The organism is Paenibacillus sp. JJ1722 (assembly GCF_048282685.1).
Lineage (GTDB): Bacteria > Bacillota > Bacilli > Paenibacillales > Paenibacillaceae > Paenibacillus > Paenibacillus polymyxa_B.
Window position 1 is genome coordinate 4,765,439 of sequence record NZ_CP182500.1, and the last position, 26,294, is coordinate 4,791,732.

26 protein-coding genes are annotated in these 26,294 nt (G+C 48.5%); 9 read left to right on the top strand and 17 right to left on the bottom strand.

Features of this window, described 5'->3' with window-relative positions; genetic code table 11:
* From ACM1ND_RS21145 to ACM1ND_RS21185, 9 genes are all read right to left on the bottom strand, one after another.
* A complete protein-coding gene (locus tag ACM1ND_RS21145; protein WP_418026539.1) occupies positions 1–1,533 on the bottom strand; it encodes a hypothetical protein in 1,533 nt (510 codons plus the stop codon).
* Positions 1,534–1,582: 49 nt separating this feature from the next.
* On the bottom strand, positions 1,583–2,395 hold the full coding sequence (locus ACM1ND_RS21150; protein WP_023990058.1) for an ABC transporter permease: 813 nt from the start codon (positions 2,393–2,395) through the stop codon (positions 1,583–1,585).
* A 1-nt stretch (position 2,396) separates the two neighbouring features.
* Entirely contained in the window at positions 2,397–3,203 is an 807-nt protein-coding gene (locus tag ACM1ND_RS21155) for an ABC transporter permease (protein ID WP_028541504.1), read from the bottom strand.
* Positions 3,193–4,185 carry an ABC transporter ATP-binding protein gene (locus ACM1ND_RS21160; RefSeq protein WP_068941768.1) on the bottom strand — a complete coding sequence of 331 codons (993 nt, stop codon included), beginning with the start codon at positions 4,183–4,185 and terminating at the stop codon, positions 3,193–3,195. The genes ACM1ND_RS21155 and ACM1ND_RS21160 overlap by 11 nt, the downstream gene beginning before the upstream one ends.
* A gap of 69 nt (positions 4,186–4,254) precedes the next feature.
* On the bottom strand, positions 4,255–5,340 hold the full coding sequence (locus tag ACM1ND_RS21165) for a hypothetical protein (RefSeq protein ID WP_023990060.1): 1,086 nt from the start codon (positions 5,338–5,340) through the stop codon (positions 4,255–4,257).
* 37 nt (positions 5,341–5,377) lie between these two features.
* The gene (locus ACM1ND_RS21170) at positions 5,378–5,626 is read right to left on the bottom strand and encodes an acyl carrier protein (RefSeq protein WP_025719468.1); all 249 of its coding nucleotides are present in this window, start codon (positions 5,624–5,626) and stop codon (positions 5,378–5,380) included.
* 17 nt (positions 5,627–5,643) lie between these two features.
* On the bottom strand, positions 5,644–7,020 hold the full coding sequence (locus ACM1ND_RS21175) for a peptide ligase PGM1-related protein (RefSeq protein WP_023990062.1): 1,377 nt from the start codon (positions 7,018–7,020) through the stop codon (positions 5,644–5,646).
* A gap of 55 nt (positions 7,021–7,075) precedes the next feature.
* Positions 7,076–8,269, bottom strand: a complete 1,194-nt coding sequence (locus ACM1ND_RS21180; RefSeq protein WP_023990063.1) for a radical SAM/SPASM domain-containing protein — start codon at positions 8,267–8,269, stop codon at positions 7,076–7,078.
* A gap of 49 nt (positions 8,270–8,318) precedes the next feature.
* A complete protein-coding gene (locus tag ACM1ND_RS21185; RefSeq protein WP_013311713.1) occupies positions 8,319–8,597 on the bottom strand; it encodes an acyl carrier protein in 279 nt (92 codons plus the stop codon).
* A gap of 357 nt (positions 8,598–8,954) precedes the next feature.
* On the opposite strand from ACM1ND_RS21185, the gene ACM1ND_RS21190 reads away from it, so the two are divergent.
* The 3 genes from ACM1ND_RS21190 to nagA are packed head-to-tail and all read left to right on the top strand — an operon-like array spanning position 8,955 to position 11,768.
* A complete protein-coding gene (locus tag ACM1ND_RS21190) occupies positions 8,955–9,821 on the top strand; it encodes a MurR/RpiR family transcriptional regulator (protein ID WP_023990065.1) in 867 nt (288 codons plus the stop codon).
* Between the two features lies 1 nt (position 9,822).
* Positions 9,823–10,551: a glucosamine-6-phosphate deaminase gene (gene nagB, locus ACM1ND_RS21195; protein ID WP_068941770.1), complete on the top strand. Its 729-nt coding sequence runs from the start codon at positions 9,823–9,825 to the stop codon at positions 10,549–10,551.
* Entirely contained in the window at positions 10,548–11,768 is a 1,221-nt protein-coding gene (nagA, locus tag ACM1ND_RS21200; RefSeq protein WP_418026540.1) for an N-acetylglucosamine-6-phosphate deacetylase, read from the top strand. Before nagB ends, nagA begins: the two co-directional genes overlap by 4 nt.
* 105 nt (positions 11,769–11,873) lie before the next feature.
* On the opposite strand, the gene ACM1ND_RS21205 is transcribed toward nagA, so the two are convergent.
* Entirely contained in the window at positions 11,874–12,836 is a 963-nt protein-coding gene (locus ACM1ND_RS21205) for a YhcN/YlaJ family sporulation lipoprotein (RefSeq protein ID WP_028541499.1), read from the bottom strand.
* Positions 12,837–13,031: 195 nt separating this feature from the next.
* Here ACM1ND_RS21205 and ACM1ND_RS21210 point away from each other — a divergent pair, with 195 nt between their 5' ends.
* On the top strand, positions 13,032–14,609 hold the full coding sequence (locus ACM1ND_RS21210) for an esterase/lipase family protein (RefSeq protein WP_023990069.1): 1,578 nt from the start codon (positions 13,032–13,034) through the stop codon (positions 14,607–14,609).
* A gap of 116 nt (positions 14,610–14,725) precedes the next feature.
* On the opposite strand, the gene ACM1ND_RS21215 is transcribed toward ACM1ND_RS21210, so the two are convergent.
* The 3 genes from ACM1ND_RS21215 to ACM1ND_RS21225 are packed head-to-tail and all read right to left on the bottom strand — an operon-like array spanning position 14,726 to position 15,981.
* Positions 14,726–15,385 (bottom strand): hypothetical protein, encoded by a 660-nt coding sequence (locus ACM1ND_RS21215; protein ID WP_418026541.1) that lies wholly within the window; start codon positions 15,383–15,385, stop codon positions 14,726–14,728.
* A 54-nt stretch (positions 15,386–15,439) separates the two neighbouring features.
* Positions 15,440–15,682 (bottom strand): helix-turn-helix domain-containing protein, encoded by a 243-nt coding sequence (locus ACM1ND_RS21220; RefSeq protein ID WP_071642683.1) that lies wholly within the window; start codon positions 15,680–15,682, stop codon positions 15,440–15,442.
* A complete protein-coding gene (locus ACM1ND_RS21225) occupies positions 15,625–15,981 on the bottom strand; it encodes a hypothetical protein (RefSeq protein WP_025719486.1) in 357 nt (118 codons plus the stop codon). The genes ACM1ND_RS21220 and ACM1ND_RS21225 overlap by 58 nt, the downstream gene beginning before the upstream one ends.
* 186 nt (positions 15,982–16,167) lie before the next feature.
* Here ACM1ND_RS21225 and ACM1ND_RS21230 point away from each other — a divergent pair, with 186 nt between their 5' ends.
* Positions 16,168–16,371, top strand: coding sequence for a hypothetical protein (locus ACM1ND_RS21230; RefSeq protein ID WP_023990072.1), 204 nt, complete (start codon positions 16,168–16,170; stop codon positions 16,369–16,371).
* 75 nt (positions 16,372–16,446) lie between these two features.
* Here the strand turns inward: ACM1ND_RS21230 and ACM1ND_RS21235 are convergent, their stop codons facing one another.
* The 4 genes from ACM1ND_RS21235 to ACM1ND_RS21250 are packed head-to-tail and all read right to left on the bottom strand — an operon-like array spanning position 16,447 to position 20,613.
* The gene (locus ACM1ND_RS21235) at positions 16,447–17,385 is read right to left on the bottom strand and encodes a DUF4340 domain-containing protein (RefSeq protein WP_103744926.1); all 939 of its coding nucleotides are present in this window, start codon (positions 17,383–17,385) and stop codon (positions 16,447–16,449) included.
* Positions 17,382–18,773 (bottom strand): GldG family protein, encoded by a 1,392-nt coding sequence (locus tag ACM1ND_RS21240; protein WP_071558320.1) that lies wholly within the window; start codon positions 18,771–18,773, stop codon positions 17,382–17,384. The genes ACM1ND_RS21235 and ACM1ND_RS21240 overlap by 4 nt, the downstream gene beginning before the upstream one ends.
* 5 nt (positions 18,774–18,778) lie before the next feature.
* The gene (locus ACM1ND_RS21245) at positions 18,779–19,501 is read right to left on the bottom strand and encodes an ABC transporter permease (RefSeq protein WP_028541495.1); all 723 of its coding nucleotides are present in this window, start codon (positions 19,499–19,501) and stop codon (positions 18,779–18,781) included.
* Complete coding sequence (locus tag ACM1ND_RS21250) at positions 19,498–20,613, bottom strand: ABC transporter ATP-binding protein (protein WP_049828415.1); 1,116 nt, start codon at positions 20,611–20,613, stop codon at positions 19,498–19,500. Before ACM1ND_RS21250 ends, ACM1ND_RS21245 begins: the two co-directional genes overlap by 4 nt.
* A gap of 437 nt (positions 20,614–21,050) precedes the next feature.
* On the opposite strand from ACM1ND_RS21250, the gene ACM1ND_RS21255 reads away from it, so the two are divergent.
* The 4 genes from ACM1ND_RS21255 to ACM1ND_RS21270 all read left to right on the top strand — a co-directional run bounded on the left by ACM1ND_RS21255 (position 21,051) and on the right by ACM1ND_RS21270 (position 26,264).
* Entirely contained in the window at positions 21,051–22,682 is a 1,632-nt protein-coding gene (locus ACM1ND_RS21255; protein WP_418026542.1) for an NTTRR-F1 domain, read from the top strand.
* Between the two features lie 191 nt (positions 22,683–22,873).
* On the top strand, positions 22,874–23,965 hold the full coding sequence (locus ACM1ND_RS21260; RefSeq protein WP_069080661.1) for a glycosyltransferase: 1,092 nt from the start codon (positions 22,874–22,876) through the stop codon (positions 23,963–23,965).
* Between the two features lie 58 nt (positions 23,966–24,023).
* Complete coding sequence (locus ACM1ND_RS21265; RefSeq protein WP_418026543.1) at positions 24,024–25,118, top strand: glycosyltransferase; 1,095 nt, start codon at positions 24,024–24,026, stop codon at positions 25,116–25,118.
* A gap of 51 nt (positions 25,119–25,169) precedes the next feature.
* Positions 25,170–26,264, top strand: a complete 1,095-nt coding sequence (locus ACM1ND_RS21270; RefSeq protein WP_076264918.1) for a glycosyltransferase family 4 protein — start codon at positions 25,170–25,172, stop codon at positions 26,262–26,264.
* Positions 26,265–26,294: the final 30 nt, after the last annotated feature.

Here is a 26,294-nt window from a genome sequence, read left to right on the forward strand (position 1 = left end):
TTAATTCAGCACTGTAAAATGATGCTCTGCCAAAAAACGCTCCAGCTTTGTAGTCAATCGCATTTTTTCCTCATCGCTCGCAGCAACCAGTTCCAAATAAAGACGACCCTTGCCTCGTGCCCGTTCGCTTCCAGCGGTTTCTTTTTTACCATTCAAGTCCGGCTTACCCAAGCCGTTCCCTTCTGATCCGCCATCGCTGGCTCCAATCCCGCTTACACGAACCTGCTTGGCAGATGATCTGCCTCCGCGTCCGGTTGCATTTCTGCTTGGCGTGCTTGTGTGGCCCACAATCTTGTTCTCGCCATCTCGTCCACCTGTGTTCACATATAACGTATTGGCACCCAGAGGCATGACGCCTTCTTCACGTTCACCTGTGAACAACAATCCTTCATCTTTCAGCCCTTCCAGTAGTTCTTCATAGGATAGACTGCCATCATGGGACAGCGAATAATTCGTCAGCGTGCCACGCATATTTTTCCCGGCCAGAAAGGTATCGAGCTGATGCTTGATCAAACTCATCGACTTTCTGGCATTAATTTCGATAATTGGCTCCAGCTTCCCACCACGAAGTGTCATGGAATCAATGCAAACATCGCCATAATAACCATCTTGATACAATTGCCGTCCCACATCCTGCATCAAGCTAAAATAGCCCTCGCGCTCCAGCCGCTCCAAAAATGCCCCGTCCGGCGACAAGGATTCCCGATAGGAGAATTGAGTGTTAGCCAGCCATTGTACAGATAAGATATCGACACTTCCATCATCACCAATCGTAAATTGGCATGAAAAATCCTGCTCTTTCTCCAGAAAAGGCTCCAAAAGGAAAAGCACCTGTTTGCCTTTACGCTCCTGTCCACGCAAATACGATACGATCCGGTCCAGCATTTGTGTCGAGGTAATGTGCAGGTTTCCTTTGCCCGATACGCCAAAATCATCCTTGATTAAAAAGCTTCCATCCCGTAGCAGCTTACGCCCCGCCTCAGCAACATCTGCAAACGAAGTCACAATATAGCCCGGGTTGCGCAGACCAAGACTGCGTTTCAGATCAGAGGAATACGTTTTCGCATTTACCTTGCGAATCGTTTCCAGCGGCGGCTGATGCAGTGTTATTCCCCAAGCACGTGCAGCCTCCTCCACATGCGGTAAACCCGCAAACGGGCTAAGCACACAGCCTTCCAGTTGAGGAAACCCCTCTCCGGCATCGGCCTTGCGACTGCCCAGCAGTTCAAATACTGATGCGGTCGACACGTTGCCTGCACGCTCCATGCCATCGGTCAAGTCCCGTTCGTTGACAGCCGGATGAAAGCCCAACTGCGCGATATACTGACGATGTACGGGCGAAATGGCATAACGGGTCAATAACGCATCTCCCGGCTGGCAAAAGCTGAACAGCAGTTCATCCATCGCTGCTACAATCGCAGAAGAAGCCCGGTCAGGCAGGGCTGGCAAGGAAGCTAACTGGGCATCCCGCCAGTAAACCTCCGCTTCGAACGTTCCCATATACAAATGACGCTGATTCGGTATCGCATTCATATGATTCGCTTCCTTTCCTGCTTCATTATTGGCCTACTACACGGTAGCGCTACTGGCTCGCGCTCGTATAATCACGTAGAGCAAACTGCCATATCAGGCGGATGATCGCCAACAGCCAGAGAGGTGCGAGAAATGCCCATACCACTAACCCGGTTTCCATTTTGCCGAGAATGAACATGGGCGGAAAATTACAAATGACAAACACCGGAAGCACGAACAAACCGATACGCTGAATCAGATTACTGTACACGGCCATCGGCACATAGTTTGTCTCGAAAATGCTGTTGGACAGCTCCGTAACGCCGTTCGTGCGGATGATCCAGAAGGCTAGCAGTTGAGGGAGCAAAAATACGGAGTATGCCGTAAGCACCCCGCATCCAAGCAGCACAGAGAACCCTCCTACAGTTTCAAAATTAAACGGCAATCCGAGTCGTTGCCAGCCGACCCCTGTCATAATTCCGCCGCCAATTACATTCGGCACGGTATAGCCCAATTCAAATTGACGCAGTGTTACCATAAATTGCAGCGATACGGGTTTAGTCATGAGCACGTCCAGTGAGCCGGTACGAATTTTGTCAGGCAGGCTTGTAAAATTACTGTAGAACAATCCACTATAAAATCCGCTCATCATCGTAAACACGCCGATATATAACAATATGGCGTCAGGAGACCAGCCATTAATATCCGTCCCAGCGCGGTATGGAACCGATGCGTACAGCAGCTTGATGAGCAAATAAGCCGTTTCAACCAGAAATGCAGTTATAAAATTAATGCGGTATTCCATCTGCGACATGACGGAAAACTGGACAAACTTCCAGTACAGTCTGATGTAGCGCCTAACGTTTCGGAAAACATTTTTCATGTTAACCCCCCACCGAGACAAAGCGTTTGACCCCGGCTTGCCACACCCAGCGTGATAGGGCCGCCAGCACTACAATCCAGAGCCATTGCACGCCAATGCCTTTAGCGGCTTCCAGCACAGTCAGCTTGCCCGTCAACGCATTCACCGGAAAAAATACGGTGTAGCTGAACGGTAGCAGACTGAACAGACGGGCCAAAACATCTCCAAAAATCGTCAGCGGAAACACGGTACCGCTAGCTACGTAAATGACAAGCGACAGCGTATAAAATAGTCCCGCCGATTCCGTCACCCAAAAGGCTATGCCGCTCAGCGCATAATAGACCACAAAATTAAGCACAAGCGCCCCTGGCAACGCCAATATGTAAAGCAGGATGTACGATAGCCCGAAGCTGATTTGTCCTTCCAGGCTAAGACATAACAGCAAAATAGCAGCCGCCAGCAGCACGACCGCAGACTGTATGACTTTGCCTCCGATAAACCGGCAAAAACGGTAAGCAAAATAATGCACAGGCTGTACCATGAATTTTGCCAGTCCACCTTCCTTGATATCTGTAGCAATTTCGTATTCAAAGCCCGTAGCAATCAGTTTTCCAGTTACTCCCGCCATGACCACATACACCAGCATTTCTGGCAGAGAATAGCCCAGCACTCTTGCTTGTCCCGAAGAACCAAATACAGCTAGCCAGAGAAAAATTTGCGTCATGATCGGCAGCATAAATCCCGCCATTTGGAGCCAATAATTAGCCCGATACTCCATTTCGTTTTGCATACCAAGCTGGAGTACCTTCACATATTTGTTATTTCGCATCGGCCAGCCTGCCCCCATCGTACAAATTGGCTATCCCCTCTTCCAGCGGGACGTCCTCAATCGTAAAATCAACGACAGGCAGTGCGTCCAAAATCTTTTTGGACCAAGCCAAGGTATCTTCTGCATCCAGCTCAAATACCGCCTCCAGCTCCGAGTTGGAGCGAAGTTTGCCGAGGCTCGCCAACGTTAGGCTGGATACGGGGGTCTCCAGTCGAACCTTGAGTAATTTACGGGCACCGATGACCTCATTCACCTTGTGTAAGTCTCCGTCATAGACCAATCTGCCCCCGCTGATAATGATGGATCTACTGCACAAATCCTCAATATCCTTCATGTAGTGGCTTGTCAGCAGGATGGTTGTCCGGTGCGTGCGGTTATAGGCTTTGAAAAACTCTCGAATCCGCCGCTGAGAAACAAGGTCCAGTCCGATGGTCGGCTCATCCAGCAAAATGACCCGTGGACGATGCAGCAGCGCGGCGATCAGTTCCATTTTCATACGCTCGCCGAGAGACAGCCGCCGAACCTGCACATGAAGCTGCTCCTCCACCCCAAGCAGGGTGACCAGTTCTTCTAGTGCCTCTTTATAACGGTTTTCATCGATTTCATAGATAAGCTTGTTCAGCTCGAATGACTCGCTTGCAGGCAAATCCCACCAGAGCTGGTTTTTCTGTCCCATTACAATGGAAAACTGACGTTTAAACTCTTTTTGTCGTTTCCACGGGGTAAAGCCAAGTACCGATGCCTCCCCGTCCGTGGGATGGAGAATGCCAGACAGCATTTTGAGCGTCGTTGTTTTGCCCGCCCCGTTTGGACCGAGAAATCCGACAATTTCGCCTTCCTCAATGCTAAAGCTGACATTTTGCACAGCCTCTTTGGTCAGCTGCTCACGCCTGAACAAGTTTTGTAACGATTTGCGCACGCCCGGCTCCTTTTTGTAGTACGTAAATGTTTTCGACAATTGCTTTAATGTAATGGACGGCAATCAATTCCCCTCCTCTTTCCTCTGTGCAGGACACCTGATGAACGTTTCTTATACGGCCGAATGCTTGGACTACTCGGCTGCTTTCTCTGCTAAAATCATCAGTTCCTCCAGCATATGCCGCTGTCTTTCAATTAAATGCAAAGCTCGTTCCGTAATTTCAGGCATCCGATGCTTGCGCAATTGAAGCCCTGTTTTGTAAATATGCAGATTAAGCTTGTGCCAATCCGCGTACAGCGCCTGTGCCAATTCAATTACATGCTGTGTTTGTGGTCCCAGCGTGGCTTGATGCAGCAGGCAATAATCAGCTGTATAATCCGTCAAATGAAGAGCACTGCCCAATCGCAGATTGTAATAGATTTCATGACAGTACGTCCGAAAATCCTGATCCTCCATGTCTGCCAACAGACGGAAGTCACCGACAAATGCCCGGTACCCCTCATCTCCCCGCTTGACCTGCTTGCCTGTCACAGCTTTCCCCGTTTGACTTTCCGACTCATTAGACGTAGGTACGCCTCTCCAGATGGCTTCGTGTCCAGTCAAATACTGTCGAATATGATGAGCACACGCAGCATGCATCTCACTTGGCGAAAGCGGGGCAGGCTGCTCCACCAGCCATGCATACTCAATAATGCCCTGCATCAGATCGTCGAGCCGGGCTGAGCCCACATAAGTCATGGCATGTCCCGAGGAATCGAGCAGGAAGCTGTCATTCACCTGTGCTGTCCGTTCTTGCAAGTCCAACCCGCACAACTCAATCACGTGGCCCCTTGGGTAATTTTTCACATATACATCGTGATAGGTTAAAGCGGTGCTCGACGTATGCAGCATGGTACCGTAGCCCGATGTGAGTACCTGCAACAGGTTGGTTTCATCGCTGACACCAGCGACCCACGGTTCCACCCGAATAACAGGTCCACCACTGGCTGCCATTTCTTGAAGCTGCTCCGGATATTTCTCAGGTCCGAAGCGCTTCAAATCTCCACCGTACTCTGCGCACATACTTCCACACAGCATGAATAGCTCGGATTCGGCCATGTTCACCCCGTACCTCCGCAATGAGGTACGCAGGGAAGAATATACACAATGTTTCCCTGGAAGAGCGTTTGCGACTTCTTCTGCACCATAGTCCACAACGGAATCATGACGAGTCTCCATATCGGATCCCTGCATCAACCTTGTCTTTTCAGCGCCCTTATGCATATTTGCCCAGCAGACGCTCGATGCCTTGCAGTGTAGATAGATGCTCCAGCACTAGATCGTCGTCCTCCATCGTAATATCAAGCTCATTTTCCAACTCTACAATTAATTCCACAGCGGATAAGGAATTCAGCCCCAAGGTTCGCAGATCCTGATCCGGAGTCAACTGTTCCAGCTCTCCCGAATCCAGCTTCAAAATCTTTTCCAGCAAGGGTACTACATGGTATACATCTGTTGTTTTCATTCTTGATTCCCTCCAATTTATGAGCATCCTAATCCAGCAATAATACCTTCCAATTTGTGCGCATAAGCATCAGCTTCCTGCCAGCTGTCTGCCAAAATAAGTGTGAAAATCCGGTTCACATAGCCCCGCTTCACAGGAATACCAGACAATGTACCCGCCGTATACACAAACACCCCTTCTGGACGTTCGGGCGTATAGAGCAAGCCCTCCTCCGCGAGCAACCCGCACAAGCGGCTGTAGGTGAGAGGTGTAGCGGTAACGTTGCGGTAATAACGGGATAATGTTTTATGCTGTTCTCCCAGGACGGATGACAGGAACGAAATATAGGTAGACAACGTAAATCTACCATTTATCTCAATGACTGGAACCAGCAAACCTTCTTCGTCAACAAAACCGTCAATAGAGGCCATTCCCGTATACCCAATGGAATAGAGATGCGTACCCAGCTGATAAGCGCAGCGTCTCACTTCTTCCTCCAGCGCATCGCCAATCTCAGCCGGCACTTGAGATCCGATATATACGGTGCCATCCACGTTTTGCCTTTTTAGCGAAAACATCGTCACACCACCGCCCTCGTCAATGCAGAGCTGGTAGTTCAGATCCATCTGCTTATTGTGCCAGCGCTCCACCAGCCAACCGCCGGAAGATGGCGACGAGCCGCCAAAACGCTTCATCACACTCAGCAGTGTGTCCAGCTTGGACAGCTCGTCCAGCATATACATGCCTTGTCCTGAGGCACCGTGCGGTTGCTTGATAATCAGCTTCACAGGTCCATCCGATAAGTCAGCCAGTCTGGCACACTCCCTGCGGATCGCCGATTCGTCTGCACATACAGCGCCTTCGCTGACGGCAAAACCAAGCTTTTGCGCGGTCAGGCGGCTGAATATTTTATCATTCACCTGAGCACTGACCGCGGATGGAGCACCGATCAGCTCTAGCCCGCAAAGCTCCGCAATCGCTTCCTCCTGCGGTGTGACCGCATAGGGGACGAGCCACGCTTTGGCTCCGCCGCTGCTGTGGCCTGCATCTGCAACCGTGCGCAGTCGTGCCAAAAGCGCCTCATCCGCCAGCACCAGCTCTGAAATCGGCGTTAGCGGATCAGAAGGCTCCGGCACCTCAATACGCGGCAGGCTAAAGCCCAACCGTTGGAGCATGTCCAGAAACGCCTCATCCGGCTGTTCCCGAAGTACAATGACATCCTGACTTCGACATAGCAGGAGATTCATTTCCTCCATCCGGTTTACGACTTGCTGTTCATCCCGGTCTACCATGCCCCCCTTGCGGGGGGATGGATGCCACACTTGCTCTGCGCCGATATTAAACAGCCAAATCAGGACTCCATGATCCCGTTCATGCGCAAGCGCTTCCACAAGGTTAATAGTTTTAGTCGTCACGTCTTGTCATCATCCCTCTCTCTTCCATCCAGTAACAAACAACATCCATAGAAAACTAAATGTATTTCAGAGAGCCTGCCCCGTGCAGATACAATACGCTGCATTTGGAGCACACCGGAGTCAATCCTTCATGATTAATCTTTTGACGAGTTTTCTCATACGCATCTGAGTTCCATATCTCCTTCAGACTGTGCTCACGCATGCTTCCAATCGTGAACTCACTGAAAAATTTGCAAGGCATGACCTTCCCGTCTGGTAAAATATCTGTTCTGGAGGTGAGCGCCAAACAATGATTGGAACAACGGCTAACCATTTCCTCGCCATGTATAAATTTATCAATTTCCTCATAATCCAAACCGGGCTGATAGCGCACGCGAATGTTCCATACTCGCTCATTGATCCGCTGTAGTTCCTGCATCAGAGGATCGATGTTATCCGGGTTGATTTTATATTTGAAAGCATGCCAGCTACTAATATTTTTTTCTTCAAGTTGTCGGAGCCAGGAGAAATTATGTGTGAAATATTCATCCATTTTGAGGGAGGTCTCTTTGGAAATGTACCAGGGGAACGTCAGCAGCACCAGATCCAGCCTTTTGTCCTCCAGCATTTGCAGAAATTCGTACATCCGTCCGATCATGTTATCGTTAATGACCGCATGGACAGTTACCCGTCCCTTGTACAACCCCTGGTCGCGCAGTTCAATCAGCTTATCCATCTGCCGCATTGTTTTTTGAAAGGTGCCTTTACCGCGAATTAGATCGTGTTCTCTTTCAAAACCTTCAATCGCTATTAATAACTCCAGATTTTCGGACAAATCCAAAATCCGGTCCAAATATTTATCAATAAGTAATCCATTTGTACAAAAGGTCATTTCTCGCCGATCTTCCGCCAGCACGTCCAAAATTTCATCAAAACGCCGGTGAAACATCGGTTCGCCGCCCCACATGTACAGTCTGGACTTGGCTTCCTTGGTTTCGCTCAAAATCTGCCGGAGCATGTCCGGAGCAAGATCCATGTTTTGTTCTTCTTTATCCATTTGGTGATGGTAGCCTTCCTCGTTCCATTCAAAACAGTGTGTACATCTCAGGTTGCAGCGGTTGGTCAGCTTAATGCCGATCGTCTGGGGCATGTCCGTTTTGAAAGTAGGGTCCTGTGTGGCGTTACGGTAAGATACAGAAGCGTTTTTCAGGTTACGCTTGATGAGCTTGAACGCTTTCTCATCAATCAGCACATTGCTTTTGGGCTGCATGCTAACACCTCGTTTAATGGATTTTCAGGCACATGTACCAAGCTGTACGTCAGACCGTCTCCATTCCCTCCAGGTGCGGCGCTTGTTCCGCATCGCTGATCCCCTGAATGTAGCTGCAAAACGCATCTACCGAGCTCAAATGCTCTAGCTCAAAGGAATCAAAATCAATCTCCACATCAAACGCATCCTCCACTTGCAGCATGAAATGAACCAACTGCAACGAATCCAGTCCGGCATCATGAATAATGTCCGAATGTCCATCCAGCTTAGCGACCAGTTCAGGATCTTCCTTAACCGCGCTGATCATTTCAATCACTTGGCTTTGCATAGCAAACTCCTCCTTGTGAATGAGATTCTGTTCGTTCCACCCAACGATGCCCTCTGCAAAGAAAGCTCCTAGAAAAATTCCTTCACTGGAACTTTATTCAATTATACTCCTCCAATGAAGAGACAAGTCAATAGGTTGTTTTGTAAGTAAAACTCGCAATATGTAAATTAATGTATGATAACTTCTACAATTTTCGCCGGCTATTTTTTCGCAAAATCTAATAAAAATTCTCCTCACATCTCTTGCATGAGCGGCAGAATTATTTTACAATACACATGAAAATGTTTTTCCTTATATTCTTCTTGTATACGATACTTTTTTTCACACAAACATTCTACAGCCAAAGGAGCACAGCTCATGTCCCCCATTCTTCATACATTAGCCCATAGACTGGAGCAGCTTCCCGTACAGGAGCGCAAGCTGGCGGAATCCATCCTGCAATCCCCGGAAGATGTGCTGCATTTGGGTATTCGGGAGCTGTCAGAGCGTTGTGGTGTGAGCGCGGCGACCGTTACGCGGTTTTGCAAATCACTACATTTTAAAGGCTATCCCGATTTCAAAATGAAGCTGGCCGCCGAGTTGTCCCACTCCAACCGTAATGGTGAAGAATCCTATCAGGATATTGTCGCCGGAAATTCACTTTCCCGAATCGTGCAGGCTATTCAGGCGAACCATACCGCATCCATTGCGGACACGACCCGACTGCTGGATTACGACAAGCTGGAGCAGGCCATTGCATGGCTGTCAGCCACGAGCCGCATTGATCTCTATGGGATGGCGACATCGTCGATTGTGGCACAGGATTTTTACCAGAAGCTCATCCGTATTGGCAAGAACAGCACTGCCTTTGCAGATTCGCATATGCAGATTACCTCTGCCTCCTCGCTCGGAGCAGGAGATGTCGCCTTTGCCGTCTCTTATTCAGGAGAAACCCAGGAGACCATTGCGGCTCTACGTTGTGCAAAGGAACAGGGGGCTAAGACATTATCCCTGACCTCCTTCGGAAACAATACGCTGGCAGGTCTTGCGGATATTGCGCTATTTTCCTCCTCATTGGAGGAAGGAATGCGACGTGGGGATATGGCCTCCCGCATTGCCCAGCTTCATATCATAGATATTCTGTTTACAGGTATGGTGAGCGCAGATTTTGACAAATATATTCCGAGATTGGAAGGTTCATATCAACAAGTGAGCAAGCTCAAAAAACAACCAGGGGGTCACTAAGATGAACATACGCATTTTGAACAGCCGTGAGGACCTGAACGCTACTGCCGCCGCTGTGATCGCCAGCTTGCTGCTATCCAAACCACAGGCCATGCTTGGCCTGGCCACCGGTAGTACGCCGATTGGCATTTACCAACATCTTGCAGATATGTACAGCAAGGGACAGGTCAGTTTTGCACGAGCCTATTCCGTGAATCTTGATGAGTATGTTGGTCTTCCCCCAGAACATCCGCAGAGCTATCGAAGCTTTATGAATGAGCACTTGTTCCAGCATATCGATATTCCGATATCCCATACACGTGTCCCTGACGGGAATGCACTGGATCTGGCAGCAGAATGTGCAGCGCACGAGCAGGCCATTTTGGACCATGGACCCGTGGATCTGCAATTGCTTGGCATTGGTCATAATGGTCATATCGGCTTTAACGAACCTGGTCACCGCTTGACTGGAGCCACACATGTTGTAGATTTGAAAGAAAGTACGCGCTCGGCGAATGCTCGATTTTTTGGCGATATAGATGCTGTACCCAGGCAAGCAGTTACGATGGGAGTAGGCACGATTCTTAAAGCGAAGCAAATTATACTGGTGGCTTTTGGTTCGGATAAGGCTGATATTATAAAGCAGGCTTTAACTGGACCTGTCACGACTGAGTGTCCGGCTTCTCTGCTGCAATGTCACCCCAATGCACTTATTTTGCTGGATCAGAAAGCAGGAGGAGGGTTCAATTGAAGTCAAATGAAATGAGTGGTAACGTACCCCAGCTACTGTATGGGCAAGTCGTCGTTGGGAATGACATCATTGAAAAAGGGGTTGTCGTCATTGAGGGGCAATCCATTGTATTCGCTGGTTCAGAAGAGCATTTACCCGCCGATTGGACAGCGGTAGTCTTGGCAAATCAGGAAGAAACCGCAGCGAAAACCGCAAACATTGTGCGTTTGGAAGGAGGATATCTGCTACCAGGCTTTATTGATATTCATGTTCACGGCGGTAACGGTGAGGACTTTATGGACTCCAGTTCAAGGGTGCTGGATACGATCACCTCCTTTCACGGTTCACAAGGAACGACGGCTATGCTGGCTACCACCATGACCGCGCCCAAGGAACAGATTGACCGGGTATTGAGTGAAGTTCACGCATACATGGCACTACCTATGCCCTATGCTCAGTTGGAGGGCGTACATCTGGAAGGGCCGTTCATCAGTCCGAACTGGCCTGGAGCGCAAAACCCAGAACATATCGTGCCACCGAATCTCTCATGGGTGGCAGAATGGGAGCAGCGCTATCCAGGCCTTGTTCGCCAGCTCACGCTTGCGCCCGAACGGGAAGGAGCGCTGGAACTGATTGCATGGCTGTGCAGCCATGGCATTACCGCGGCTCTCGGTCATACGGATGCTACGTATGAAGAGGTTGAACAGGCAGCGACGGCGGGGCTGAATCATGCGGTGCATGCATTTAATGCTATGACTCCGCTGCATCATCGCAAGCCGGGAGCCGCCGGAGCCGTACTCGCTGATCCGCGCATTGAAGCAGAAATCATCGCGGACGGCATTCATGTGCATCCCGCCGCTATTTCCCTGCTCGCTAGATTAAAGCAGGATCATAATCTCATTCTCATCACAGATGCCATGTCTGCTACTGGTCTGGAAGACGGTCATTATACGCTCGGCGATTTGCCGGTGATCGTGCAGGGCGGTGTAGCACGACTGGAGGATGGCGTCACTTTGGCAGGAAGCACACTAACGATGATTGAAGGCTTCCGCTACTTGGTTCAACATGTGGGTATAAGTATTCCCGCGGCATCACAAATGGCCAGCCTGAATCCGGCTCGATCCTTGCACATTGCTGATCGTACAGGTTCGCTTGAAGCAGGTAAACAAGCAGACATCCTGTTACTGGATGGAGACTTAAAGCTGCAAGGCGTATGGATTAAAGGATTGCGCAAATAATTCAGTTATAGTTATCATTCCCCAAAACTAAAGAGCTATCCACCAGCGTATTCGCTGAGATGGATAGCTCTTTCTTTGGCATTGCACACACTTATAGGGTTTGAATTAGCGATGATTCATTGGCGCGGGCGTATGATTTTGTGGGCGTGTGGGTGCTGTATTTTCCATTGGACGGTTTGTACCAGCCGCCGGAGTTGGGAATACACGTTCAATCACGTCCACCATTTCATTGCTCAAGCCTCTAATCGGATGACCATTTTGCACACTGTGTGTAAAGTCAGTGGCTTGTTTAACAAAGTCCGGGTTAGCGGATACATACACCTGTTCAATCGAAGGCGCAAATTGCTTCACTTTATTAGCGATACGGCTCTTGACTGCATCACTTGGTTCATATGCAGTTCTTGCTCCCTCGATGGTGGTGTTTCCGGTATTTGCGCGATTGTTGTCCGTCAAGCCACGCAACATACCGTACGAGCCTGTACCCATCGTACCGAATAAACCGTCATCACGACGCGCAGGTGTTCCATTCCCGGTTACTCCATTGTCTGTCATTCCAGGCGTTGTAGTATCCGTAGTACGGTTTCCTCTAGTACCATTAACGCCATTCACACTCGGTACATTCCCGTTACGTCCAATACTATTTGCACTTGGAGTACCGTCAACACTTGGAGCACCAACACCTGTTCCGTTAGCTTGGTCTTTCAAGGAAACGGCTACATAGGCATGTCGTTCACCGACCAGCACTGTCGCAGACTTTACATCCGGCATCTCGGATATACGTTTGGACAAATTGCGATCGACTTGCAGATTACGGACTGGATGTCCGGTTCGGTTGGCATTTTCATTCAATGCCATCCCGTCCATACCATTGGACTTAACCCCATAACGATTGACACCATCCATACCATAACGGTTCACACCATCCATATGATGTGTGCTTTGCGCGTTATAGCGTGTACTGTTCGTACGAACGTTATGATCGGCATTTCCGCACCCGGTCAAAGCAGCCATACTGGCGAGTAAAGCAGCAGAAATCGTAAAACTGATGACCTTCTTAGTTCCTGGCATGAACTCATCCTCCATACATTATAAAATGTGTGACGAGATTATCATGCGCTATGAATCATAGGGATATCCTGACTAAAAAATGACTAAAAAAATAAAATTTTAATGTAAATATGAAATACAATTGATGATTTACCACAAGATGGCATGTATAATAAGCTTGAAAAATACTTTATTTTACAAAGGAGGATTTTCAGTTTGAAAAAGATCACCGTTTTGATGCTCATTTTTTTGTTATCAGTTACTCTTGTTCCCGTTGGCGCTTTTGCAGGCTCCACTACACCCCAACCCCCAAAAGATCCCGCCGGAAGCTGGGCAGAAGGTCCACCACCTAATCGCGTTGATCCAGCCAAGCCCGCACTATTGTTCGTACATGGTTTGAACAGTAGCGCTGAAGTCTGGACCAAGAATGATAACGATATGCTTCAGCGCGCACGTGACGCCGGATACCAGACAGCCACCATTAATCTGTACGATACAACTGGCACATCCCAAGATATGTGGGACAATGGTAAGCTTCTGGCCGACAAAATTAAGGTCATCAGCAATCACTTTGGAAAAAAGCTTATCGTCATCGCCCACAGCAAAGGTGGAGTGGATACTCAAACCGCTCTCGTATATAACGGAGCCGCTCCTTATGTACAACGTGTCATCACCCTCAGCAGTCCTCATCATGGTTCACAACTTGCAGATCTCGCCTACAGTAGCTGGGCCGGATGGCTGGCAGATATCGTCGGGTCACAAAATCCCGGTACCTCCACTTTACAAACATCTTATATGAAGTATTTCCGAACCAAGACCGATTCACTTAGTAATGCGACTACAGTTCCATTCTTCACGTTTGCTGGTGATAACTGGTCTGGCGGCACTGCTTCCTACATACTGGGCGGACTTTACCTCTCCTCCTTTGGTAAGAATGATGGAGTGGTCACAGTCGACAACGCTAAGCTTCCCGGCGGACGTGTAGTTAAAGTCGGATCTTGGGATCATGCCAAGGTTCGCACTGGTTCTTACGTCTTCTCCCTGATCCAACCCTACCTCCAAGCGAACACTCCAGCATTGAATCAGGAAACTGAGGCACTTTCAGCATCTTCCCTGACTGCTTCTGCTTCACAATCCACCTATAGCGAGATCGATAATTCATATTTTATCCGAGGCGGCGATTATAATGGAAAAGCCTCACAAACCCTCACTGTTGAAAATGGTGTAAAATCCATTGATCTGGACTGGATCAGCGATAAACGTGTGAGTAAACTGGAACTAACCAAGCCTGACGGTACTAGTGAAATTATTAATCTGAAAGCAGGCTATGATGACGATATTTTTGCTGGTGCCTGGCATCATAACGCCGTCATTCAAAATCCAAAACCGGGCACCTATAAACTGAACGTCACGGTTCCTGATAATGGAGCGTATCTCCTGATTGCACGTTACCAGGCTGTTCAAGTTCCTGAGCTGAAATACAATTTAAATGCAGTGGGCCCGAAGCTAAATTTGAAACCACAGGATTCCCCGAACAGTGTTACACAAGTCACCTACCAAGTTCAATATTATGGTGATCCGCAGCAAGGAGTCACTTCTACATCCAAAGGTTTGACGGTACAGCAAAAAAACGTTAACCCTACCGGACAAATTGAGCTATCCAAAGCGGACAAGCCCGGCATCTATTCTGTAACCTATGAAATTAGCGGCACCACAGAGGCTGGATATCCGTACCGCCGCACAGCTGTTCAATCCATTTATATTGATGCTGACGGCAACAAGTATGTTGACTAAATAAATCTACAACCTAAAAAGCCTGCAAACCCCCATTATAGTTGGGGCGTTTGCAGGCTTTTTTTCATTACAAAACATCTTGATAGAAATAATACTTTGTAAGGCATTCGTTGTGTTCAATCCGTTGTCTGATTCCTCAGCTTATGAAGCCAATAGTAGTGGTGTATATCCATAATAAAATGAAAAAGAACACATGCCAGCATCGAGTATACACTTATCAATACTGTGGCAACTAATTGTTGTGTAGCGAATCCGAGGGAAACATTAGCTATCAGATAACCAGCCCCAGTAAATGTGGTGATAGTTACTACAGGCGCTCTTTTGTTTTTTTCCTTAAACTTTGGTTTCTTCTTATGATTTGAAGGATCTTTGAATTTCGTTAAATTATATTTTATAAAGTAATACAAGGCCACTCCATAAAGGGCAAAAGAACCTACAAAATACCATGGAGTATCCAGATCCAACATGCCATAAGCAAACTTTTGTGTCATGATCATGAAGCCAATAGAACAAACCAAACCAAATACACCACGGAATAAAATGTAATTCAACTGCAATTTGCGTGGCATGATGACCAGTACAAGGGCCCAAATGTTTATCATAACAATCGGTGGCAACAGTACATAAACGTAAACTGCAATGTATGGATTTCCCACTAAGGGGACAACTAGAAAAAGATCTAACAGTAATGAAACAAGAATGATGACATTGGAACGAATACTGTTGACTGGGTACATCTTCATACTTTTTTCAAAAGAAGCCCTGTTATCACTCATAAACTTATAAGCCCTCCGTTAAATAAGTAAATCTACGGATAAGGATAGCCAAGGCTATATCCATTGTCCACTTTTTACTGTCTTTAACTCTTGTTGCAGTTCTTCTATAAAATCAGTCACAATGCTTTGGACAGCATCTTCACGGGACATACGAATATACCGACTAGTCTTTTGAATGTCTTCCTCGAACAATTGAAGTATCCTACACATGGCCTCCTGATCTCCACTTCGTACTAATTTTAGCAATTGGACGAACTCAGCATCCGAAATAACTCTTTGAGCATTTTCTTTTTCCATTTATTCACCGCCTGTTGGGATAGCTTTAACTCTTTTGCAATCTGTGCTTCGGTTTTGTCTAGTATGTAAAGGTCAAAGATGATCATTTTTCCGATCTCAGAAGATAGAGAGTTGATAAGCTGTAGTGTGTACATATTAGAGTTTGAAGATTCTGTAAAAGATGGGGCGCTGACGGCTTCGTTCTTTTCCATTACAAATTCATGATTGGTTTGTACCCGAGCACGATACTGGATTCTCCAGGCAATGCGGTACAGCTTCTTTCGATATTGTTCCACCAATGTTAGCTGAGACTTATCCATTGTAAATCACCCTTTCTCTTTGGATTTGACTTTTTCTAAATCCTCATACTATAGGGTAATTTGCAAACCTATTTTACAACCAAAACAGAACATTTGTTCTTATTTATTATACTATTTTTACATGCAGTTGTATATGGTTCTTTTAATTTACCTTCCTTTATATATGGCTAAAAAGGAGGGAATACATTGCAAATGGATGATGCTCTTTCTCTGGTTACCAACGTAGGCTTTCCGGCTGGACTTTGTTTTATTTTGTTGCGGCACATCCTGCACACGATGGAAGAAAAGCTGGATAAGCTGGATCTCTCACTTCATGAGCTGATTCAGGTTATCCAAGATTTAAACGACAATAACAGCTCTTCTTCCAAAAGCAGCAAACCTGACGAATAACGAACACAAAGAAGCTCCAGACGACGATCATCCGCCGTTGGAGCCTCTTTGTGCAGCTAATTTAATTTCTAATGATTATTTTCCAGTCTGAGCTTGGTCGGGGCCATTCTGTTCAGTACGGTTCACGTCAGATACTGACAGACCATAAGCCCAGTTACTTTGTGGCGGCACAACCCATACGGTATCTGGATCATCGTTAAGCGTCCAGCCCTGATAGACCAGCTGGGAATCATCCTTACCCAGCGATATACTCAGCGTAAAGCGGTGAACAGGCTTGCTCAGCTCGGAGGCTTTGCGCAAGGCCTGACTGCTAGCCAAGTTTTTGATTTGCTGCGAGAGGGAAGTCGCCGTGTCATTGGCTACTGACTTTCCGTTCAGCGTCCAAGATGTGGACGCACTGTCTCCGGTTCCGCTGTTACCGGAGGATTTGAGCATCCATGAAGAATTTTGGCCTTCCCACTCTATTCCGCTCAGCTTGGTATCGTCCCAATCGAACGGCGTTGTATCTATAAAATCATCAGCACCCAGCAACAACCCTGAAAGTGTATCTATAGGTACAGAAGCTATCTCTTTTTTGTCTGATAATACATAAACAGCATCTCCGGAAGGCAACGTTTCACCGAAGGCAAAGGTACGAACGTCCCCCTTCTTGGTCTTAATCTCAATCTGATCATGGGTAGCGCTGATCCCATATTTGGCTACGTCTGTAGGGGAAGATTCCACCACTTCACCCAACTTTACATTTTGAATCGCTGCTAGCCAATTGTCTATTGTATATTGGTTTAGCGGGTAAGTCCGTGGCTTGCTCATACTCCATTGACCATCATGTTGTTCAAGTTCCACCGACTTGCCGTCCTTTCCTGTGATCGCGAAAGACGTAATATTCTCTTGCGTAAGCTGAACCAGCTGGCGAGCCGCCGGCGCTTGTTCACGAAAGAAGTTTTGGCTCTTTGCATAGATTATACCCGCTCCCAATACAACTAACAGTAGCACTGTGGGTATCCATTTTCTCATGCTCTTCTTCGCCTCCACCATAATAAGATTCCGATGACCGCGAATAGCAACGGCAATCCGATGACAGATATGGTCAATATCGTTTTTGCTTGTGCAGGAGTCAAGTAAGCTACCTTATAATCCTGCTCCTGACGAGGACGAATGGTAAGCCCATCAGAATGTTCCTGCACATAATTCAGACTGTTCAGCACAAAGTCTCGATTGCCTCCTGTGTTGATCTCAGTGTCGCTTAAAAGGGCAGACGTTCCGAGAATAACGGCTTTGGGCTTGCCGTCTTTCCCTTCTACCGCATAACCGAGATTCAGCGGCCCCTGCGGGTCCTTGTCATCCTTCTGCGTTTCGTTGTTCAGCAGCCCTTGGATATTCGTTTCGCCATAGCTGGCTGCAGAAGATTTCATCAAAAGCGTCGTCTTCCAATCCTTCTGCTCTCCTGCCTGCAAAGCAATAGACAGTGAAAGAACCGGGTACAGATTGGAAGCCGCCAACTTGTCGGTGATCGCATGACTGCCGAAGGTAGGAACCGTCCATAGAGGTCCAAGTGTATTCGTCTGTTCCTGATCCACCACGATGGCATGAGTGTCCTTCACTCCATAATCAGCCGCTAATGCATCAAGGTTTTTCCAATCGGACCCCATGTTCGGGTGAAAGCCTAGTGCCATAAAAAGCTTTCCGCCATCATTCAGATACGTACGAATACTCTTCAGTTCCGTTGCACTGATATCACGTTCTGGTCCGACAATAGCCAATACAGACGCATATTTGGGCACGCTCCCCGCCTGATTGAGCTGAACTTCCTCTGTTTTCACATTATCTTGTGACAGTGAGCTACTTAATTCAGTCATTTGGGACAATGGGATTTCCTCATGTCCAGTTAGAAAGGCTACTTTCCCTTGACGGGTAGATGATAATCCCAACAGTCCACTAGTCAGCTTTTCTTCCCCGGTAAATTGGTATGCCCCTTCGCCACTCCCCTGAGCTTGCGTAAATAGACTCCCAATATCTATAACCCGCTTCTTCTCCCCCTGCACCAACACAATAGACGCTGCAGTAACACCATATTGCTTGGCCAGTATCGGTTCCTGATTCAGATCGTATTGCTCGACCTTGAGCTTGTTGTTACGCTTGGCGTATTCATTCAGCATATCCGTAACATCCCGGTTCAGCTTCTGATTTTGTGAAGTGGATACGGTAAAAGCAATGAGCCGTACGTCTTCCTTTACACCCTGGATGGTCGTCAACGTTTGGTCAGACAGCGTATACTGCTTGCCTGCCGTCAGATCCAGTTGAAAGCCACCTAACGACCGCAGAAATAACGTCAATAAAATAAAAATCCCTACAGCAGCAATCGATAGTACCACACTATTGGTATGACCCAGCCATTTTTTCATATTCATTACCTCCACCGTTTCCGTTCAACCACTTGGATGCTGAATAGCAAAAAGAGCACCGCCACCGTCACGTAGTACATCACATCGGCTCCATTCAGCAATCCTTTGGTGAAACTGTCAAACCGTGCGGTTAGTGAAAAAGGTTCCAGCCATTGCTGTACCGCCGCAGATGCACCCGTCTGTCCACCAAACGAATCCAGCATCCAGAACACAAGTAAAATAATAAAACTGACGACCGCCGACATCATCTGATGCTGTGAAAGCGTCGAAGCGAATAAGCCGATCGCCATCATGGCTGCGCCAAGCATGAACAGACCGATCACAGATGTTAATACCAGCGTCCAATCCAGCTTCCCATAAAAGGACATCACGACCGGATACGCTAGACTGCACAGCACCAATATGAGCAACATGCCCAACGACGCCAAAAATTTACCCACGATCATTTCCGTCACACTCACAGGTGAGGTAAGCAGCAGTTCATCCGTACCTTGTCTGAATTCCTCCGCAACCAGCCTCATCGTGAGCAATGGGACGACGAACACCAGCATGGACAAGGTGTCACCGAGTACCAGCCGATAGTCCAGAATGCTAGGCTGATACATAACAAAATTTGTGTAAAAAAGTAACCCCGTCAGCAGCATGTACACTGCAAGCGCAAAATACGTCGTTGGTGTCCACAGATAGGCTTGCAGCTCTTTTTGACAGACCGCGAACAAACGCCTCATGACCGATTACCTCCTGTATCCTTATCTTTTTCAGCCTTATCGTCGCTGGACGCAGCTTCTCCATGCTCCACCGTGATGGCCGTAGGTGCTGCAGTATCCGAGGAATGTAGGTCTTGTACTGCTGGATCGCTGACCTGACCTTCTTCCGTCTCGCGGGTCGTTAACTGCTGGAAGATATTTTCCAAGCTAAGACTTTCTTTTTTCATCTCCAAAATCGGAAGTTTCGCATCAGACAGCACATAAAATAGTTCTTCGCGAAAATCCTCACCGGAGGCTCCTGTGAGTAGCAATCCGGTCATATCTGGCTCTGCGGCAGTCAGATTCGTGTTCGCTGGAGGCAGCGTGGTCGCCATAGATTCAACCTCTACTTTTCCCCAAGTACGCAGGACATCCAGCACCTGTTCACGCTTCCCTCTGACCTCCACCTTCACCTTGAATCCATCTTCCATCGAACCGCCGAGCGCGTCAGGGCGCCCATCCATGACCAGTTTCCCTTCATGGATGATGAGAACACGATTGCACAAAGCATCCACCTCAGGCAATATATGCGTACTTAGCAATACCGTATGATTTTCGCCAATCTCCTGAATGAGCTGACGAATCTCCAAAATCTGATTGGGGTCCAAACCTGAGGTCGGTTCATCCAGTACCAATAAATCCGGGTTATGAATAATCGCACCTGCCAGTCCCAAGCGCTGTTTATACCCTTTGGACAAACTGCGGACTAATTGTTTTTCCCGCCCATTCAGTCCTAGCCTGGAAATCATCTCCGAAATACGCAGCTTCTGCTCTCTCGCAGGCACGTCCCGAATACTAGCTACAAACTTTAAATAGGATCTTACGGACATATCCTCATACAAAGGGGGAGTCTCCGGCAGATAACCGATTTTGGAACGGGCCTGTCTGCCCTTATCCTGAATCGGGATACCGTCAATCGTAATCACTCCCTCGTTGGGTTGAAGATACCCTGTAATCATGCGCATCGTCGTCGTTTTACCCGCACCATTCGGCCCCAGGAAACCAACAATTTCACCGCGCTGCATTTCAAAATCCAGCTTATGTACACCCCGGTTGCCCTCATACCACTTGCTCACCTGCTGCACTTTGAGCACATGTTCCACCCTTTCTTTTATCGTAATCTTCTCCCTGCTGCTCCCCTACTTCCCTCCCACCTAAAATGTTGCATGAGTAGCGGGTAGCAGCGAAGCGGAGGATTTGAAGCTGGAGAAGCGCCAGCGTTCGCCTTTGCTGTAGGATTCTTACCTTTATATGTCTTATCTAATCAAAGAAGAATCCTACAGCAACAGCGATCGGAAGCTCAAAGCCTTCGCGGAGCGGTCTCCCCGCACCTTATGCTACACTTTTAAATTCTAATGATAATCCCCCACATATAACTCCAGCTTAACGTCACTTAAATAGAAGCTTAAAATAATGTGTCTGAAATGTGAACACAAAAATACACATCTGCCCTCGGAAACTTGTACGGTTCGCTAGGATATGGATTCGCATCTACTATCATTACAACGTGTGAAGGGAGTGTATAAAAGCGATGAGTGTATTGTTTACCAATCTAGTTTCTAACGGCGACTTCGAGATCGGATCAACCCTTTTTTGGAGCTCTGTCAATGTGACTGTCACTAACTTATCTGTAAAAAAGACAAACTTTTATAGTGCGATCCTGGCAGGAGGCGCAGTAGATGCATCTCTTTCCCAGGTCGTTTTTGCTGCACCAGGCGAAAGCTATACATTAAGCCTTTCAGCTGCAAAAGTAGGAAGCCTGTCCAGTCCTCAAGTTAACATATTTCTGTATTACTATGACGCAGCCTTTAGCTTCCTTGGCACGGGGCTAACTACCTATTTGAGCTCAGGCACATTGCCAGACGCTGTGAACGGAACATGGCAAAGCCTATATGAAGTAACAGCTCCTGTTCCAGCCAACGCAGCCTATGCCTTTTTGGTTATTAGTAAAAATGCCTTGGCTAACACTGCTGATGTAGCCATTGATTCTATTGCTCTTGTTAAAGCAAGTGCAGCTGGAGCTGTAGGACCAGCCGGACCTGTCGGGCCTACGGGCGCTACGGGCGACACTGGTGTTACTGGACCTGTCGGACCTACTGGTGCCACGGGTGACACTGGTGTTACTGGACCTGTCGGACCTACTGGTGCCACGGGCGACACTGGTGTTACCGGACCTGTCGGACCTACTGGTGCCACGGGTGACACTGGTGTTACTGGACCTGTCGGACCTACTGGCGCCACAGGTGACACTGGTGTTACTGGACCTGTCGGACCTACTGGTGCCACGGGTGACACAGGTGTTACTGGACCTGTCGGACCTACTGGTGCCACGGGTGACACAGGTGCTACCGGACCTATCGGGCCTACTGGCGATACCGGGCCTACGGGGCCGACTGGACCGACTGGACCATTCGGCCTTGGATTTACCGGACCTGTCGGGCCTACGGGAGCCACGGGCGACACAGGTGCTACCGGACCTGTCGGGCCCACGGGCGCTACGGGTGACACTGGCGTTACCGGCCCTGTCGGACCTACTGGTGCCACGGGCGACACTGGCGTTACCGGACCTGTCGGACCTACTGGCGCCACAGGTGACACTGGTGCTACCGGACCTGCTGGACCAATCGGGCCGATCGGGCCTATTGGCGACACAGGACCGATTGGACCTACAGGGCCGACGGGGCCGTTTGGCCTTGGATTTACAGGTCCAATTGGACCTACCGGACCTACTGGACCGACTGGATCTGCTGGGCCGACGGGTGCTACTGGCGCCACGGGCGCTACTGGACCTGCTGGACCTACCGGTGCTACTGGCGACACTGGTGTTACTGGACCTGTCGGACCTACAGGCGCTACGGGTGACACTGGTGCTACCGGACCTGTCGGACCTACTGGCGCCACGGGCGACATTGGCGTTACCGGATCTACTGGCGCTACAGGCGACACTGGTGTTACTGGACCTATCGGACCTACTGGCGCCACTGGCGACACAGGTGCTACCGGACCTGTCGGACCTACTGGCGCTACGGGTGACACTGGTGTTACTGGACCTACAGGGCCGACTGGACCGATTGGACCAACAGGAGACACAGGCCCAGAAGGACCGATTGGACCTACCGGACCTACAGGGCCGACTGGACCTACGGGGCCTACCGGACTCTAACCTCCTTTTTCTGTCACATCATTTTTAAGCGATGTACCATACCTTATCGACAAAGCCGCACAGCATGTTAAGGCTTTGTCATCCATGCCCTGCCGCGATTGCGGCAGGGCTTCTATAACTCAGACCTCTTTTAAATCCAACTTTATGTTTGACCTGAATCCTTAGATGGTTTCCAAAGGAGTGATGCTCAATTGATCAGTATCAGCCTGTGCATGATCGTCAAAAATGATCAACATACCATTGGCCGTTGCCTGGAATCGGTCCATCCTATTGTGGATGAGATCAATATCGTGGACACAGGTTCACAGGATCGGACCATTGACATATGTCGCAACTTTACAGATCGAATTTTTCCATTTGAATGGGTAGATCATTTTGCCCTTGCACGTAACTATTCGTTTGAGCAAGCTACGCAGGAGTACATTCTCTGGCTTGATGCCGATGATATTTTGAAGGAGCAGGATGCTGTTAAGCTGCTTGAGCTAAAGCAAACCCTTGATTCCTCAGCTGTACCAACCGTCGATTCTGTGTCTATGAATTATCATTATGCCTTTGATGATCACGGCAATGTCACCCTACATTTTCGCCGAAACCGCTTGATCAGAAGGTCAGCCGGGTTCCGTTGGCATGGAGCCGTGCATGAGTACCTCGCCGTTGACGGGAATATTCAACATGCCGATATCGCCATAACTCACACTAGAACACACACGGCCTCTCCAGGGCGAAACCTGCGAATTTATGAGAAGTTGCTCGCCCAAGGTCATGCCTTCTCTCCTCGTGACCTCTACTATTACGCTAACGAGTTAAGAGATAATGAAAGATATGAGCAGGCCGTGCAGGCTTACCGGAATTTTCTGGATACCGGACAATGCTGGGTAGAGGATGCGATTAGTGCATGTAGCAAAATGGCCGACTGCCTGCAACAACTGGGCAAGCTGGAGCAAAGTATTACCGCGGCTCTCCATAGTTTGACCTTCGATACACCCAGGGCAGATCTATGCTGTCGGATAGGTCATTATTTTTTGCATAAAAATGAGATTACCAAAGCTATTTATTGGTACGACATGGCTACCACTCTCAATCCTCCCGACACGATGGGCCCAGTACAGGACGCGTACCAAACGTGGTTTCCTCATATCCAGCTATGCATTTGCCATTTTCGGCTGAAGGATTACACACGTGCGAATTGGCACAACGAGCAAGCTGCCACGTATATTCCCAACGACCCGCATGTCCTGCATAATCGACAATTTTTCAGCTCAATCCTGAATCCTCCCCAATAGAGATGTCCCCCATACTCAACCCTCAATCTTTAAGTAAGTCAAAGGAGGAGCAAGCGGAATGCAACAATCGAATCGGTACAAGATAGCTGTCTATGCCATTAGCAAAAATGAAGCCCGATTCGCCAAACGATGGATGCACACCATGCGTGAAGCCGATGTTGTCATTGTAGCGGACACCGGCTCTACAGACGATACCGTTTCTCTGCTACGCGAAGCGGGTGCAGAGGTGCATCGTATCCAGGTAACTCCTTGGCGTTTTGACAAGGCTCGCAATGAGTCCCTACGGCTGGTCCCTGACGATATAGATATTTGTGTCTGTACGGATCTGGACGAAGTCTGGGAGGAAGGTTGGCGGTCGCGGCTGGAACGCAACTGGAGGGAAGGAACTACCCGGATGCTATATGCCTTTACACATGGACAGCCTGGGCAAGATACCGTTTATACATGGTTCTGGAAAGAAAAAATACACACTCGTCACGGTTACCGCTGGGTACGCCCGGTTCACGAGGTGCTTGAATATATCGGGAAGGGTGAAGAACGCAGCATCCGATCCGACCAGCTACGCTTGTATCATGATCCCGATCCGAACAAGTCCCGCAGCCAATACCTTCCACTGCTGGAGCAGTCTGTGCGCGAGTTTCCTGAGGATGACCGCAACATGCATTACTTGGGGCGGGAATATATGTATCATGGCCGTTGGGACGAGTGCATTGCTACACTGCAACAACATCTTGCCATGCCGCAGGCACGCTGGGCAGATGAACGCAGCGCTTCGATGCGCTTTATTTCTAGAGCCTATAAGGCAAGTGAACAATGGCAGGAGGCAACGCGTTGGTTATACCGGGCTATTGCGGAAGCGCCGTATTTACGTGAACCTTACACGGAAATGGCTCAGCTTGCCTATCATACACGGAACTGGCCCGCCGTCTATCATATGGTCGAAGAAGCGCTGCGTATTTCAACACGACCGGATACGTACATGCAAGAGGATTTTTGCTGGGACGCCACACTGTATGATCTTGGTGCCCTCGCTTGCTACGAGTTAGGCCTTTTACACAAAGCTTGTGAATTTGCGAGAGAAGCAACAGAGCGCTCCCCGGACGATTCTCGCCTTAGCCATAATTATGCGCTAATTCAATCTAGGCTTCCATAGAAACCCACACCCCGTCCTGTAGGTTGAATAACTTGGTATAGGAGCTTGTGATTGGCAAAGGAGGTTATTGAGATCAAAGTTCTATTTACTTTTTATATACCGAGCGGCGGCGTAGAAACCTTGAACCGCCAACGCTGTAAAGTGCTCATGCAGGACGGGATTGAATGTCATCTTCTCTATTATCAGCAAGGTACAGGGATGCAAAACCTGAACGGCGATATTCCTGTATTCATGACTTCCTCTGAAGAAGAAATTCGAATGCTGGTAATTACTAACCGCTATGATGCAATTATCGTCTCATCGGATTATCCTATGCTCCCCAGACTGCGAATGTTGGGCTATCAGGGGGTATTAATCTATGAATCGCAGGGCTTTGGTTCTCACGAAGAGGCTGCTTGGGTGGTCGCGGATGCAGTTCCGTATCTTCAGAGACATGCCAACGCGGTGCTCTTGCCCAATACAACTCATCTGGTGCAGCTATTTACCGACATGTGTCCATGGCTTAATCGTTATGTATTTCCAAACGTACTGGATACCAGCGTATTTAATTATGTACCTAACACTCCTCCAACCAATCCGATTATTGCCTGGGTTGGGCGATTGGAGCCCAACAAGAACTGGAGGCATTTTGTCGACATTTCTTACTGGATGCTGCAAAACCGTGCTGATCTTCGAATCTGGATGTTTTATGATGACACCTTGTCTCAGCCGGAGGATAAAATACAATTCGAGAACATGCTTGCTCAGCTTGGCATGTCCTCCATTATCGAGCGTTTTAAAAGCGTACCTCATGCCCAAATGCCCCTGTACTACTCCATGATTGGCGACTCAGGCGGCTACCTGCTATCGACCTCGCTGGTAGAGGGCTTCGGCTATGCGGTTGCTGAGGCGATGGCCTGTCGTTGCCCGGTATTAAGCTCTGATTCAGACGGAGTACGAGCATTCATTGACCACAACGAAACCGGTAAATTTTATCAGCAGGGGGACATCTTGCAGGCGATACTGGAAGGACTAGACCTGATGAACAACGTACCTCAACGCGAATCTATCCGCAGGAAAGGGCTGGAACGAATCGTTAGTCTGTTGGCACCGGATAAATATGTGCGCTCCTTCCGGCAGATGATGAACACGCTGGGTGTGAGGTAACTAAAAAACAGCTGACGACAACCCTTGTTA

Coding starts and splice junctions, on each gene's coding strand:
- ACM1ND_RS21255 (WP_418026542.1), top strand. CDS start 21,051: ATGAGTGTATTGTTTACCAATCTAGTTTCTAACGGCGACTTCGAGATC.
- ACM1ND_RS21235 (WP_103744926.1), bottom strand. CDS start 17,385: ATGAGAAAATGGATACCCACAGTGCTACTGTTAGTTGTATTGGGAGCG.
- ACM1ND_RS21265 (WP_418026543.1), top strand. CDS start 24,024: ATGCAACAATCGAATCGGTACAAGATAGCTGTCTATGCCATTAGCAAA.
- ACM1ND_RS21145 (WP_418026539.1), bottom strand. CDS start 1,533: ATGAATGCGATACCGAATCAGCGTCATTTGTATATGGGAACGTTCGAA.
- ACM1ND_RS21240 (WP_071558320.1), bottom strand. CDS start 18,773: ATGAAAAAATGGCTGGGTCATACCAATAGTGTGGTACTATCGATTGCT.
- ACM1ND_RS21155 (WP_028541504.1), bottom strand. CDS start 3,203: ATGCGAAATAACAAATATGTGAAGGTACTCCAGCTTGGTATGCAAAAC.
- ACM1ND_RS21180 (WP_023990063.1), bottom strand. CDS start 8,269: ATGCAGCCCAAAAGCAATGTGCTGATTGATGAGAAAGCGTTCAAGCTC.
- ACM1ND_RS21170 (WP_025719468.1), bottom strand. CDS start 5,626: ATGAAAACAACAGATGTATACCATGTAGTACCCTTGCTGGAAAAGATT.
- ACM1ND_RS21220 (WP_071642683.1), bottom strand. CDS start 15,682: ATGGAAAAAGAAAATGCTCAAAGAGTTATTTCGGATGCTGAGTTCGTC.
- ACM1ND_RS21225 (WP_025719486.1), bottom strand. CDS start 15,981: ATGGATAAGTCTCAGCTAACATTGGTGGAACAATATCGAAAGAAGCTG.
- nagB (WP_068941770.1), top strand. CDS start 9,823: ATGAACATACGCATTTTGAACAGCCGTGAGGACCTGAACGCTACTGCC.
- ACM1ND_RS21190 (WP_023990065.1), top strand. CDS start 8,955: ATGTCCCCCATTCTTCATACATTAGCCCATAGACTGGAGCAGCTTCCC.
- ACM1ND_RS21165 (WP_023990060.1), bottom strand. CDS start 5,340: ATGGAGACTCGTCATGATTCCGTTGTGGACTATGGTGCAGAAGAAGTC.
- ACM1ND_RS21205 (WP_028541499.1), bottom strand. CDS start 12,836: ATGCCAGGAACTAAGAAGGTCATCAGTTTTACGATTTCTGCTGCTTTA.
- ACM1ND_RS21185 (WP_013311713.1), bottom strand. CDS start 8,597: ATGCAAAGCCAAGTGATTGAAATGATCAGCGCGGTTAAGGAAGATCCT.
- ACM1ND_RS21215 (WP_418026541.1), bottom strand. CDS start 15,385: ATGAGTGATAACAGGGCTTCTTTTGAAAAAAGTATGAAGATGTACCCA.
- ACM1ND_RS21245 (WP_028541495.1), bottom strand. CDS start 19,501: ATGAGGCGTTTGTTCGCGGTCTGTCAAAAAGAGCTGCAAGCCTATCTG.
- ACM1ND_RS21150 (WP_023990058.1), bottom strand. CDS start 2,395: ATGAAAAATGTTTTCCGAAACGTTAGGCGCTACATCAGACTGTACTGG.